Source organism: Intrasporangium sp. Soil_C_50, assembly GCF_057656595.1.
The window spans coordinates 998,135-1,010,973 of sequence record NZ_JBDGKB010000001.1 but is presented as its reverse complement, the minus strand read 5'-3'; the positions used below and the strand labels follow the sequence as shown (position 1 = coordinate 1,010,973).

The window sequence follows — 12,839 nt, the reverse complement described above, 5'->3', positions numbered from 1 at the left end:
GGTGGGCCGCCGCGACCGGAGGAGTGGCCATGGCTGGTGCTGGACGGACGGGACGGGTGGGGCGGGCCGGTGCCCTGCTGGGCGGCGTCGGTGCGGGCGTCGCGGCGCTCGCGACGTGGGACCTCTTGCAGCGCAAGCACACGATCCTGCGCCGGTACCCGGTGATCGGGCACATGAGGTATCTCCTCGAGGACATCCGGCCCGAGCTGCAGCAGTACTTCATCGAGCGCGACTGGGACGGCCGCCCCTACGACCGCGACACGCGCTCGGTCGTCTACGAGCGGGCCAAGGGCATCCACGGCGAGCGGCCGTTCGGCACCGAGCTCGACGTCAACGAGGTCGGCTACGAGTACCTCGTGCACTCGATGGCACCGACCGACCCGCCCAAGCAGCCGGCGCGCGTCACGGTCGGCGGTCCCGACTGCACCAAGCCCTACTCCATGGCCCTGCTCAACGTGTCGGCGATGAGCTTCGGAGCCCTGTCGGCCAACGCGATCCGGGCCCTGAACAAGGGCGCGGCGATGGGCGGCTTCGCCCACGACACCGGCGAGGGAGGTCTCTCGCCCTACCACCTCGAGAACGGCGGCGACATCGTCTGGGAGATCGGCACCGGCTACTTCGGGGCCCGCACCAAGGACGGCGACTTCGACCCGGACTCCTTCCGCGACAAGGCCGCTCACGACGCCGTGAAGTGCGTGTCGCTCAAGCTGAGCCAGGGGGCCAAACCCGGCATCGGCGGCGTCCTGCCCGGCGCGAAGGTGACGAAGGAGATCGCCGACATCCGCCAGGTGCCCCAGGGTGAGAAGTGCGTCAGCCCGTCCTCGCACCGGGTCTTCCACACACCGGTCGAGCTCGTGGAGTTCATCGGCCGGATGCGCGAGCTCGCCGGCGGAAAGCCGACCGGGTTCAAGCTCTGCGTCGGCTCGCGGGTCGACGTGCTCTCGCTCTGCAAGGCCATGCTCGAGGTCGGCACGACACCCGACTTCATCGTCGTCGACGGCTCGGAGGGCGGCACCGGTGCGGCCCCGCTCGAGTTCGAGGACCACGTCGGCATGCCGCTGACCCACGGCCTCATGACGCTGCACAACGCGCTGGTGGGCGTCGGCCTGCGCGACCGCATCCGGATCGGCGCCAGCGGAAAGGTCGCCGCCGGCAACGACATCGTCAAGCGGCTCGTCCAGGGCGCCGACTACACCAACGCCGCCCGCGCCATGATGATGGCCGCCGGCTGCATCCAGGCGCAGCGCTGCCACACCGACAAGTGCCCGAGCGGCGTCGCCACCCAGAACGCCCGCCGCGCGCGGGCCCTCGACGTCGGCGACAAGAGCGTGCGCGTCAAGCAGTACCAGGAGGCCACGGTCGAGTCGGCCATGAAGATCATGGCCGCCATGGGCGTCACCGACCCCGCGCAGCTGAACCCGCACCACCTGCGCCGCAACGTCACCGCGACGACGACGCACTCCTACGCCGAGCTCTACGAGTGGCTCGAGCCGGGTCAGCTGCTCGCCGAGCCGCCCGAGGCCTGGGCCGCGGACTGGGGCGTCGCCACGCCCGACCGGTTCGCGCCGCACGCCTCGCCCCGCCACCTCTGAGGAAGGACCGACATGACCACCGTCGCCGAGCACGTCGTCACGGCGCTCGCGGAGGCCGGCGTCACGCAGGTGTGGGGCGTCGTGGGTGACGCGCTCAACCCGCTGACCGACGCCATCCGCACCGAGGAGCGCATCGAGTGGGTCGGGGTGCGCCACGAGGAGGTCGCGGCCTTCGCCGTGAGCGCCCAGGCCCAGCTGACCGGCACCATCGGCGTGTGCATGGGCACCGTCGGGCCGGGCTCGATCCACCTGCTCAACGGCCTCTACGACGCGAAGAAGTCGCACGCGCCGGTCCTCGCGATCTGCGGCCAGGTGCCCAGCGAGGAGATCGGTACCGACTTCTTCCAGGAGGTCGACAACGACACGCTCTTCGCCGACGTGTCGGTGTGGGCGCACACCCTGACCTCGCCGAGCCAGCTCCCGCACCTGCTCGAGCAGGCCGTCAACGCCGCCTACGCGCACCGCGGGGTGGCCGTGCTGACGCTGCCCGGCGACATCGGCGGCCTCGACGTGCCCAAGGGCGTCGCGCCCGCGTCGTTCGCCCCGGCGGGCGTCCCCGCGCCGGCGCCCGAGGACCAGCTGCGCGCCGTCGCGCAGGTGCTCGACGGCGACGCGGCCGTGACGCTGCTCGTCGGCTGCGGCGCCCGGGAAGCACGCGACGAGGTGCTCGCGCTCGCCGACGCGCTCGGCGCACCGATGGTGCTGACGCTCAAGGCCAAGGAGGGGCTCGAGCACGACAACCCGTTCGAGGTCGGCCAGTCCGGCCTCATCGGCAACCCGGCCGCCGCCAAGGCCATGGACTCGTGCGACGTCCTGCTCCTCGTCGGGACCGACTTCCCCTACCGCGACTGGTACCCGGCGGGCAAGACCGTCGTGCAGCTCGACGCCCGGGGTGAGCACATCGGCCGGCGCACGCGCGTCGACCACGCCCTCGTCGGTGACGCCCGTTCCACCCTGCAGGCGCTGCTGCCACGGCTCGCGCGACGTGAGGACCGCAGCCACCTCGAGGCGGCGACCGACGCCTACCGCGCCTGGCACGAGCGTCAGGCGGCGCTGCTCGACCCGAGCCACGACGAGTCGCTCCTCGGGCGCGCCCGCGCCGTCTTCGACAACCCCGACGAGCGCATCCGGCCCGAGGCCGTCGCCGCGGCCGTCGACCGGCACGCGCCCGACACGACGATCTTCACGAGCGACACCGGCATGTCGACGGCATGGCTCGCGCGGCACGTGCGGATGGCCGGCACCCGCCGGCTCGTCGGCTCCTACAACCTCGGCTCGATGGCCAACGCGATGCCGATGGCCCTCGGTGCGCAGGCCCTCGACCGCAGCCGCCCGGTGGTGGCGTTCGCCGGCGACGGCGGGCTCATGATGCTCCTCGGCGACCTGCGCACCGCCGTCACCTACCGGCTGCCGGTCCGCGTCGTCGTCTTCGACAACGGCCGCCTCGGCATGGTCAAGCTCGAGCAGGAGCAGGGCGGCCTGCCGGAGTTCGGCACGCAGCTGGACAACCCCGACCTCGCCGCGGTCGCCTCGGCCATGGGCCTCTCGGCCCGACGCGTCACCGACGCCGCCGACCTCGACGACGCCGTCCGCTGGGCCTTCGAGGCCGAGGGGCCGGTGCTGCTCGACGTGGTGACGAACCCGGACGAGGTGGCGGTGCCGCCGAAGCCGACCCTCGCGCAGGGCTGGGGCTTCGCCATCGCGAAGTCCAAGGAGGTCCTCGAGAGCCGTCGATGAGGGCAGGATCAGGGTGAGGCGCCGGTGCCCGCGCCCGCCGCGCCCGCCGTGCCAGCCACGTCCGACACGTCCGACACGTCCGCGAGGTCCGAGGCGCCGCGACGTCATCGAGGAGGTCACCGTGTGTCGACTGTTCGGCCTGACCGCCGGAAGCACCCGCGTCCGGGCGACGTTCTGGCTCCTCGAGGCCCCTGACAGCCTCGCCGAGCAGTCGCATGCCAACCCCGACGGCACCGGCCTCGGCACGTTCGACGCCGACGGCCGGCCCGTCGTCGAGAAGCAGCCGCTGGCCGCCTTCGACGACGCCGCTTTCGCGAGCGAGGCGCGTGAGCGCGTCAGCGCGACGTTCGTGGCGCACGTACGCCACTCGTCCGGCGCGGCTGTCCGGCCGGAGAACACCCACCCCTTCGAGCAGGACGGGCGGCTCTTCGCCCACAACGGCGTCGTCGAGGGGATGGACGTCCTCGACCGCCACCTCGGCGAGGACCTCCGCCTCGTGCACGGCCAGACCGACTCCGAGCGGCTCTTCGCGCTCGTGACGCGCGAGACCGCCCGCGCCGGTGGCGACGTCGGCGCCGGGATCACGGCAGCGCTGCGCTGGGTCGCCGACGAGCTCCCCGTCTTCGCCGCCAACCTCGTGCTGACGACGGCCACCGATGTGTGGGCGGCGCGCTATCCGGACACCCACGCCCTGTGGGTCCTCGAGCGGCACCGGCCACGAGGCCGGCTGCACCACCGGTCGCGGGCCGGCACCCGCGTTCTGTCCGACGAGCTGTCCGACACCCCGAGTGTCGTCGTGGCGAGCGAGCGCCTCGATGACGACCCGTGGCGGATGCTCGAGCCCGGCGTCCTGCTCCACGTCGACGAGCGCCTGCGGGTGACCGAGGAGGTCGTCGTCGACCACGAGCCGCGGCACCGGCTCACCCTCGAGGACCTCGGGGCTGCGGCCGCGTCGCAGCGCCCGACGGGACACGCCTGAGGCGCCGCCGGGGCCCCAGGCGCGGCGGGACGGCTCAGCCGCGGACGACGCGTCGGGCGAGGTCGGTCCAGCCGGCGAGGATGCGGTCGCGGTCGATGCCGAGGTCGAGCTGCTGTCGCAGCAGCGGCACCTCGAGAGGGGCCAGGAGCGCGGTGGCGAGCACGGGCAGGTCGCCCTCGACGCCCGCCGACGCGAGGAGCACGCGCACGTGCGCCGTGTGGAAGGCGGCGGCCGGCAGGGACCGGCCGTAGCGCCCGACGGCGGCCACGACGAGGTCGCCGTGCAGGAGATTGCGGTCGAGGCGTGACTCGCCGAAGGCGAGCAGGCGGGTCAGCGGCGGGGCGCCCGGCCCGAGCGGCGGCGGCCCGGAGATCACCTGCTGCTGCCAGATCGTCTCGCTGTGGTCGAGCAGGGCGGCCATGAGCCCGGCCCGGCTGCCGAACCGGCGGAAGACCGTGCCCTTGCCGACGTGCGCGGCAGCCGCGACGGCGTCCATGGTCACCGCGTCGACGCCGCACGACTCGACGAGGTGGTGCGCCGCGTCCAGGAGGGCCACCCGGTTGCGCGCGGCATCGGCCCGCTCCGCGCGCTCGGGTCTCAGCCCGAGGTCGACGGGCTGCCCCGGGCGGCGTCCGGCGGCGACGGGCGGACGGGTCGGTGGCACCCGCTGATCGTAGGGGGAGCGGCGGGCGGCGTCCGCCGGTTTTCGGTTCGACCGATCCTCCGGACGGTCCGGGAATAGAAGCGGACCAAGGTCCGTTTGGCCCGTCATGACCAACGCTGCCACCCCCCGCACCCGTGTCGCCGTCCTCGTCGGGAGCCTGCGCACCGACTCGGTGAACCGCCGCATCGCCGAGGCCCTGCGCGACCGGGCGCCCGAAGGCGTCGCACTCGAGATCGTCGACGGACTCGGGGCGCTCCCGTTCTACAACGAGGACGTCGACGGTACCGACGTGCCCCCGGTCGTCGCCGACCTGCGCCGCGTCGTCGGCTCGGCCGACCGCGTCCTCGCCGTGACGCCCGAGTACAACGGCACCATGCCGGCCGTCCTCAACAACGCGATCGACTGGCTCTCGCGGCCCTTCGGACAGGGCGCCATCAAGGGCAAGCCCTTCGCCGTCGTCGGCGCCACGCCGACCCCCTACGGTGGCAAGTGGGCCCACGAGGACACCCGTCGCTCGGCCAAGATCGCCGGCGCGCACGTCGTCGCCGACGTCGAGGTGTCACAGACGACGATCGACACCGACGTCCTCGGTGACCCGGCCGTCTTCGCCCGGCTCACCGACGCGCTCGCGACGCTCGTCGCGGCCGACACCTCCGTGGCCGCCTGAGGCTCCCGCACGGACGCGTCACGCCCGACGCGTCCTGACCCACCCCACACCCGACGCACCCGAGGCCGGGCCGGCACTGCCGGCCCGGCCTCGGGCGCGTCCCGGTTCCTCTGCGCGGGAGGCCCTGCGGCGTAGACTCGGAGCGGCGCACGATCGCCAGGGCGACGCGGCCCCGACACACGCGGCACGACCTCTCCCGACCCGATCGGGAGCGTCGGGGCGCCTCACCCGTGACCAACGGACCAGGAGGTGCCATGGGTGACAACATCGGACTGTGGGTGCTGCTCGGCGTCGTCGTCATCATCGTCGCGGGTGCCGCGATGATGCAGAGCCGACGCGGCGGGACCAACGACACGCTCAACCACCACGGTGACGACACCGTCGTCGAGCGCGACCACCACCCCGAGGGAGCCGAGCGCTCCCACCTCGTCGGCAACCCGCCCATCGACACCATCACGACGCAGGGCTGGGGCGTCGCCCAGGCCGGCGAGGGCGCCGAGCCCGAGGAGCTGCCCGAGGACGTCCACCCCGAGTTCCACGAGGACCCGCGCCACCGCCGCAAGCACTGAGCCGCCACCGAGCAGCCACTGAGAAGCAGCCGCTCCGTCGCACCGGGGGCCGCGTCCCACACGCCGGGACGCGGCCCTCGCGCGTGACGACGGCCCCGGCACCGCACACCCCTTTCCCGGTCGAGAGAGCACCCGGCCCCATCCCTCCCCATCCGTCCCACCGCCGGGTGAGCCGGGGCTCGAGCGCCCACTCGAGGGGGCAACGGGGCAGGGCGGGGCAGACTGGGCGGCATGGCGAGCGTCGAGACGAACTGGGCCGGCAACCACACCTACGCGGGACGCGTCGAGCGCCCCGGCAGCATCGAGGAGCTCCAGGAGGTCGTCGCCCGCGAGCCCCGCGTCCGTCCGCTCGGGTCGCGGCACTCGTTCACCGACGTCACGGACAGCGACGGCGTCCTCGTCTCGCTCGAGGCCCTGCCGACGAGCGTCGAGGTCGACCCGGAGTCGCACACGGCGACGGTCCGGGGCCGGGCACTCTACGGCGACGTCGCTCGGGCCCTCGAGCGGCACGGCTGGGCCCTGGGCAACCTCGCGTCGCTGCCGCACATCTCGGTGGCCGGTGCCGTGGCCACCGGCACGCACGGGTCGGGCGACGCCAACGGCTCGCTCGCGGCGGCGGTCCGAGGCCTCGAGGTCGTCGGCCCCGACGGCGCGATCCGCACGCTGGCCCGTGGCGACGCAGACCTTCCCGGCAGCGTCGTGGCACTCGGCGCCCTCGGTGTCGTCACCGGCCTGACCCTCGGGCTCGAGCCCACCTACCCGGTGCGTCAGGACGTCTACACCGGCCTGACCTGGGAGCGCCTGACCACCGACTTCGACGCCATCACCGCCGACGCGTACAGCGTCAGCCTCTTCACGCGGTGGGACGACGCCGGCATCTACCAGGCGTGGCGCAAGAGCCGCGAGGGGGCGGCACCCGACACGTTCTTCGGGGCGGCGCGCGCCGACCGCACCATGCACATGCTCGACGGCGGCCCCACCGAGTCGGTCACCCGCCAGCAGGGCGAGGCCGGCCCGTGGCTCGACCGGCTGCCGCACTTCCGGATGGAGTTCACACCGAGCCGCGGCGCGGAGCTGCAGAGCGAGTACCTCGTGCCGCGCACCGCCGCACTGGCGGCGATCGAGGGCCTGCGCGCCCTCCACGACCGGACGGCACCGGTGCTCCAGACGTGCGAGCTGCGCACGGTCGCCGCCGACGACCTCTGGCTCAGCAGCTCCTACGGCCACGACGCCGTCGGCATCCACTTCACGTGGGTGCGCGACGTGCCGGCCGTGTACGCCGTGCTCCCGGCGCTGGAGGCGCTGCTCCTACCGCTCGGCGGTCGGCCGCACTGGGGCAAGTGCTTCGTCGCCACGGCGGCCGAGCTCGAGCCGCTCTACCCGCGCCTGAATGCCTTCCGCGCCCTCCGCGACCGCGTCGACCCCGACCGTGTCTTCGGCAACGCCTTCCTGGAGCGGGTCATCGGCGCCTGAGCCCCGAGCCGGGTCAGGCCAGGGGCGCCTCGCCGACCGTCGGCAGCAGTCCGTCGCGCAGGGCGCCAGCGAAGGAGGTGACCGCGGGCAGCGCGCCGAGGAGGCACAGCTGGTAGGCGTGGTACACGTCCGGCTTGCCCTCCCACACGGTGCTCGCGGGCCGGAGCACCGGGGACAGCTCGTGACGCCACGAGCCGAGCCGGTCGTCGACGAAGTGGTCGCGGGCGTGGGCCCACCAGGTGTCGTACCACGTGCCGTACGTCGGGTCGCCCGTCGCGAGCTGGAGCGTGCGGGCGGCCGCGATGCCCTCGGCGACGACCCAGTGGAGGCGGTCGCGCACGACCGGGGTGCCCTCGAAGTCGGTCGTGTAGACGAACCCGTCCGCACCGTCGACCGACCACCCCTCGTGGACGGCGACGTCGAAGAGGGAGCGGGCGTCGTCGAGCAGCCATGCGGGCGCGGCGCCGTCGAGCCCGTGGCGCAGGTGCAGGCACAGCCGCGACCACTCGAGCAGGTGTCCGGTGGTGACGCCGTAGGGCCGGAACGGGTCGCCGGGCCGGTCGCGGTTGTAGCCGGGGTCGGGCACCCAGTCGGGGCTGAAGTGCTCGGGCAGCCGGAAGCCCCAGTCGCGGGCGAAGGCGTGCACGATGCGCTCGACGATGCTGCGGGCGTGGTCGAGCCAGCGCGGGTCGCGCGTCACGTCCCACGCCGCGAGCATCGCCTCGACCGTGTGCATGTTCGCGTTGGCGCCGCGGTACGGCTCGAGCTCGGACCAGCCGCGGTCCCAGACGTCGACGACGAGCCCGTCGGCGTCGCGCCAGAAACGGCGGTCGAGCACGTCGAGGGCGGCGTCGAGCAGCTCGTCGCCGTCCGGGTGCCGGGCCGCCGAGGCGGTGGCGGCGGCGAGGACGACGAAGGCGTGGTCGTACGCGCGCTTCTCGGTGACCTCGGGCCGCCCGGACGCGTCGGCCGACGCGTACCAGCCGCCCGCGTCGTCGTCGGCGAGCACGCCGCCGGGGGCGAACGCGGCGACGCCGTGGTCGAGCAGGTCACGGCAGCCGTGGTCGCCCTCGAGGAGGGCGAGGCCCGCCACGTGCGTCATCCGGGCGGTGATCCACGTCTCGACCGCGCTGCCCTCCACGAGGCGGCCGGCGTCGTCGAGACGGCCGAAGCCGCCGGCGGGGTGCAGGGCGCCCCGGGCGAAGGCGCGGAGGCCACGTCGCTGCTCGGCGAGCCACGCGAGGTGCTCGGTGGGTTCCGGCCCGGCCGGGGACGTCTCGGGTGCGGTCATGCCGCCAGTCTGCCGAGGGTCGGCTCAGAAGTCGCCGGCGTGGCTGCGAAGGCGGGTCAGCGTGTCGACCAGGTCGCGGACGTCGTCAGGCCCGAGGCCGGGCTGCTCGAAGACCTCGGCGTTGAGCGCCTTGGTGGCCCGCTCGGCCAGCTCGCGGCCGCTCGGCGTCAGGGCGACGAGCATGGCGCGGCGGTCCTCGGGGTGGGTCGAACGGACGACGAGGCCGGCGTCCTCGAGCCGGTCCACGGCGTTGGTGACGCTCGTCGGGTGCACCTGCAGGCGGCTGCCGATGACCTTCATGGGCAGCGACCCCCGGCGGCTGAACCAGAGGAGCATGAGCACCTCGTACCGGGCGAAGGTGACGCCGAGCGGCTTGAGGGTGGCCTCGACGCGCGCCAGGACGATCTGGTGCGCGCGCATGAGGGAGGTGATCGCGGCCATGCCGTCGGCGGCGGTGTCCCAGCCCTGCTCGTGCCACTGCTCGCGGGCCCGCGAGATGGGGTCGAAGCCGAGGCCGGAGCCGGCCGGCGCGCTCGTCTCCGCAGTCATGCGCTCATCGTAGGGGGGTGACGCGTTGACGTCCATTATTTGGAAGTCCTAGTATTTTCGCCATGTCCGACGCAGCGCAGCGCGAGCTCCACCAGCCGTCCCACCATGTCCGCCTCGTCACCGCCTCGAGCCTGTTCGACGGCCACGACGCGTCGATCAACATCATGCGGCGGATCATGCAGAGCCAGGGGGCCGAGGTCATCCACCTCGGCCACAACCGCTCGGTCCAGGAGGTCGTCGACGCCGCGATCGAGGAGGACGCCCAGGGCGTGGCGGTCAGCTCCTACCAGGGCGGCCACGTCGAGTACTTCGAGTACCTCGTGCAGCTGCTCCGCGAGAACGGCGCCGGGCACGTGCGCGTCGTCGGCGGCGGCGGTGGCGTCATCGTCCCCGAGGAGATCGCCCGCCTGCGCGAGTCCGGCGTCACGATCTTCAGCCCCGAGGACGGCCAGCGCCTCGGCCTCGTCGGCATGGTCAACGGCGTCGTCGCCGACTGTGACTTCGACCCCTGGGGCGTCTCGGTCCCGACGCTCGAGGCCGTCCTCGCCGGCGACCGCGCCGCCGTCGCCCGCGCCGTCACCGGCGCCCAGGAGGGCCAGCTCGACGAGGAGCTGCTCGCCGGCGTCCGCGAGGCCGCCTCGCGCCGGCACGTCCCGGTCCTCGGCATCACCGGCACGGGCGGTTCCGGCAAGTCCAGCCTCACCGACGAGCTCGTACGCCGCCTGCGCCTGGACCAGCAGGACAAGCTGCGCGTCGCCGTCCTCGCCGTCGACCCCACCCGCAGCCGCGGGGGCGGCGCCCTCCTCGGCGACCGCATCCGGATGAGCGCCCTCGACGGCGACCGCGTCTTCTTCCGCAGCCTCGCCACCCGCGGCAAGAGCCAGGTACCGGCCCGCCTCGACGACATCCTCGCCGTGGTCAAGGCCGCCGGGTTCGACCTCGTCGTCCTCGAGACCCCCGGCATCGGCCAGGGCGATGCCGCGATCGTCGAGCACTCCGACGTCTCCCTCTACGTCATGACGCCGGAGTTCGGCGCGAGCAGCCAGCTCGAGAAGATCGACATGCTCGACATGGCCGACGTCGTGGCGATCAACAAGTTCGAGCGCCGCGGCGCCGAGGACGCCCTGCGCGACGTCGGCCGCCAGATGGTCCGCAACCGCGAGGCCTTCGGCAAGGGCCCGGCCGACATGCCGGTCTACGGCACGAGCGCCGCAACCTTCAACGACGACGGCGTCACCGCGCTCTACCAGGAGCTGCGGAACCTGCTGTCCGGCAAGGGGATGCCTGTGCAGGAGGGCGTCCTGCCGCACGTGTCCACCAAGCAGTCGACGCGCATCGCCACCGTCGTGCCCGCCGCCCGGGTCCGCTACCTCGCCGAGATCAGCGAGACGGTCCGCCGCTACCACGCCGACACCGCGCGGTTCGCGGGCGCCGCGTCGCGCGTCCAGCGCCTCGACCTCGTGCGGGGCGAGCTCGCCGACGCCGGGTCCGACGCGTCCGGTGTCGACGGCCTGCTCGATGCGGCGCGCACCGACGTGCCGCAGCCGGTCGCCGACGCGCTCGCCGCCTGGCCCGCCGTCGTCGAGTCCTACTCCGGCGACGAGCAGGTGGTGAAGGTGCGCGACCGCGAGCTCGTCACCAAGCTGACCCGGGAGTCGTTGTCCGGCAACACGATCCGACGGGTGTCCCTGCCGCGGTACACCGACCACGGCGAGCTCGTGTCGTTCCTGCGCCGCGAGAACCTGCCCGGCTTCTTCCCCTTCACCGCCGGCGTCTTCCCGTTCAAGCGCGACAACGAGGACCCCGCCCGCATGTTCGCCGGCGAGGGCGACCCGTTCCGCACCAACCGCCGCTTCAAGCTGCTGTCGGAGGGGCAGCCCGCCACCCGCCTGTCCACGGCCTTCGACTCGGTCACGCTCTACGGCCGCGACCCCGACCCGCGCCCCGACGTCTACGGCAAGGTCGGCACGTCCGGCGTCTCGGTGGCCACGCTCGATGACATGAAGGTCCTCTACGGCGGGTTCGACCTGGTCTCGCCGACCACCTCGGTGTCGATGACCATCAACGGTCCCGCGCCGACGATCCTCGCCTTCTTCCTCAACACGGCCATCGACCAGCAGGTCGACGCGTTCCGCGAGCGCGAGGGCCGCGAGCCGTCCGCCGACGAGCGGGCCGAGCTCGAGGCGTACGCGCTGGCGAACGTCCGCGGCACGGTGCAGGCGGACATCCTCAAGGAGGACCAGGGCCAGAACACCTGCATCTTCAGCACCGAGTTCAGCCTGAAGATGATGGCCGACATCCAGGAGTGGTTCATCGAGAAGAAGGTGCGCAACTTCTACTCGGTCAGCATCTCGGGCTACCACATCGCCGAGGCCGGGGCGAACCCCATCAGCCAGCTCGCCTTCACGCTCGCCAACGGGTTCACCTACGTCGAGAGCTACCTCGCGCGCGGCATGGCCATCGACGACTTCGCGCCCAACCTGTCCTTCTTCTTCAGCAACGGCATGGACCCCGAGTACTCGGTGCTCGGCCGCGTCGCCCGACGCATCTGGGCCGTGGCGATGAAGGAGAAGTACGGCGCCGGCGAGCGCAGCCAGAAGCTGAAGTACCACGTCCAGACGTCGGGCCGCAGCCTGCACGCGCAGGAGATGGACTTCAACGACATCCGCACGACGCTCCAAGCGCTCATCGCCATCTACGACAACGCCAACAGCCTGCACACCAACGCCTACGACGAGGCCGTCACGACGCCCTCGGAGGAGTCGGTGCGCCGCGCGCTCGCGATCCAGCTCATCATCAACCGCGAGTGGGGCCTGGCGATGAACGAGAACCCGCTCCAGGGCTCGTTCGTCATCGACGAGCTCACCGACCTCGTCGAGGCGGCGGTCCTCAAGGAGTTCGACCGCATCACCGAGCGTGGCGGTGTCCTCGGCGCCATGGAGACCGGCTACCAGCGCGGCCGCATCCAGGACGAGTCGATGCTCTACGAGCACCGCAAGCACGACGGCAGCCTGCCGATCATCGGGGTCAACACCTTCCGCAACCCGCACGAGGGGGAGAAGCCCCGCGAGGTCGTCCTCGCGCGTGGCACGGAGGAGGAGAAGCAGGGCCAGCTGGCTCGGGTCCGAGCGTTCCGCTCCGAGCACGAGGAGGAGGCTCGGGCCGCGCTCGAGGAGCTGCGACGCGTCGCCATCGAGGGCGGCAACGTGTTCGACGTCCTGATGCGCGCGGCGCGGGTGTGCTCGCTGCAGCAGGTCACCGAGGCGTTCTTCGAGGTCGGCGGCCAGTACCGCCGCAACGTCTGACCTCGTCGAAGGG

General features: G+C 72.9%; 10 protein-coding genes. 7 read left to right on the top strand and 3 right to left on the bottom strand.

From position 1 onward, the window contains the following. The first annotated feature begins 29 nt into the window (after positions 1–29). From AC3A5R_RS04720 to AC3A5R_RS04710, 3 genes are all read left to right on the top strand, one after another. On the top strand, positions 30–1,592 hold the full coding sequence (locus tag AC3A5R_RS04720) for an FMN-binding glutamate synthase family protein (protein WP_487619571.1): 1,563 nt from the start codon (positions 30–32) through the stop codon (positions 1,590–1,592). A 12-nt stretch (positions 1,593–1,604) separates the two neighbouring features. Then, the gene (locus tag AC3A5R_RS04715; RefSeq protein ID WP_487619570.1) at positions 1,605–3,329 is read left to right on the top strand and encodes a thiamine pyrophosphate-dependent enzyme; all 1,725 of its coding nucleotides are present in this window, start codon (positions 1,605–1,607) and stop codon (positions 3,327–3,329) included. A gap of 121 nt (positions 3,330–3,450) precedes the next feature. After that, the gene (locus AC3A5R_RS04710) at positions 3,451–4,308 is read left to right on the top strand and encodes a class II glutamine amidotransferase (RefSeq protein ID WP_487619569.1); all 858 of its coding nucleotides are present in this window, start codon (positions 3,451–3,453) and stop codon (positions 4,306–4,308) included. Between the two features lie 34 nt (positions 4,309–4,342). Here the strand turns inward: AC3A5R_RS04710 and AC3A5R_RS04705 are convergent, their stop codons facing one another. After that, positions 4,343–4,972, bottom strand: a complete 630-nt coding sequence (locus AC3A5R_RS04705; protein WP_487619568.1) for a TetR/AcrR family transcriptional regulator — start codon at positions 4,970–4,972, stop codon at positions 4,343–4,345. Between the two features lie 106 nt (positions 4,973–5,078). Between AC3A5R_RS04705 and AC3A5R_RS04700 the strand changes: the two genes are divergently transcribed. The 3 genes from AC3A5R_RS04700 (at position 5,079) to AC3A5R_RS04690 (ending at position 7,681) form a co-directional block, all read left to right on the top strand. Next, positions 5,079–5,639 (top strand): NADPH-dependent FMN reductase, encoded by a 561-nt coding sequence (locus tag AC3A5R_RS04700; RefSeq protein ID WP_487619567.1) that lies wholly within the window; start codon positions 5,079–5,081, stop codon positions 5,637–5,639. A 254-nt stretch (positions 5,640–5,893) separates the two neighbouring features. Next, positions 5,894–6,208 carry a hypothetical protein gene (locus tag AC3A5R_RS04695; RefSeq protein ID WP_487619566.1) on the top strand — a complete coding sequence of 105 codons (315 nt, stop codon included), beginning with the start codon at positions 5,894–5,896 and terminating at the stop codon, positions 6,206–6,208. A gap of 231 nt (positions 6,209–6,439) precedes the next feature. Next, on the top strand, positions 6,440–7,681 hold the full coding sequence (locus AC3A5R_RS04690) for a D-arabinono-1,4-lactone oxidase (protein WP_487619565.1): 1,242 nt from the start codon (positions 6,440–6,442) through the stop codon (positions 7,679–7,681). 13 nt (positions 7,682–7,694) lie between these two features. Here the strand turns inward: AC3A5R_RS04690 and AC3A5R_RS04685 are convergent, their stop codons facing one another. Continuing rightward, a complete protein-coding gene (locus AC3A5R_RS04685; protein ID WP_487619564.1) occupies positions 7,695–8,972 on the bottom strand; it encodes an AGE family epimerase/isomerase in 1,278 nt (425 codons plus the stop codon). Between the two features lie 24 nt (positions 8,973–8,996). After that, a complete protein-coding gene (locus AC3A5R_RS04680) occupies positions 8,997–9,521 on the bottom strand; it encodes a MarR family winged helix-turn-helix transcriptional regulator (RefSeq protein WP_487619563.1) in 525 nt (174 codons plus the stop codon). Positions 9,522–9,583: 62 nt separating this feature from the next. Between AC3A5R_RS04680 and icmF the strand changes: the two genes are divergently transcribed. Further along, positions 9,584–12,826 carry a fused isobutyryl-CoA mutase/GTPase IcmF gene (gene icmF / locus AC3A5R_RS04675; protein WP_487619562.1) on the top strand — a complete coding sequence of 1,081 codons (3,243 nt, stop codon included), beginning with the start codon at positions 9,584–9,586 and terminating at the stop codon, positions 12,824–12,826. The last annotated feature ends 13 nt before the right edge of the window (positions 12,827–12,839 follow it).

Coding starts and splice junctions, on each gene's coding strand:
- AC3A5R_RS04720 (WP_487619571.1), top strand. CDS start 30: ATGGCTGGTGCTGGACGGACGGGACGGGTGGGGCGGGCCGGTGCCCTG.
- AC3A5R_RS04715 (WP_487619570.1), top strand. CDS start 1,605: ATGACCACCGTCGCCGAGCACGTCGTCACGGCGCTCGCGGAGGCCGGC.
- AC3A5R_RS04700 (WP_487619567.1), top strand. CDS start 5,079: ATGACCAACGCTGCCACCCCCCGCACCCGTGTCGCCGTCCTCGTCGGG.
- AC3A5R_RS04695 (WP_487619566.1), top strand. CDS start 5,894: ATGGGTGACAACATCGGACTGTGGGTGCTGCTCGGCGTCGTCGTCATC.
- AC3A5R_RS04690 (WP_487619565.1), top strand. CDS start 6,440: ATGGCGAGCGTCGAGACGAACTGGGCCGGCAACCACACCTACGCGGGA.
- AC3A5R_RS04685 (WP_487619564.1), bottom strand. CDS start 8,972: ATGACCGCACCCGAGACGTCCCCGGCCGGGCCGGAACCCACCGAGCAC.
- AC3A5R_RS04680 (WP_487619563.1), bottom strand. CDS start 9,521: ATGACTGCGGAGACGAGCGCGCCGGCCGGCTCCGGCCTCGGCTTCGAC.
- icmF (WP_487619562.1), top strand. CDS start 9,584: ATGTCCGACGCAGCGCAGCGCGAGCTCCACCAGCCGTCCCACCATGTC.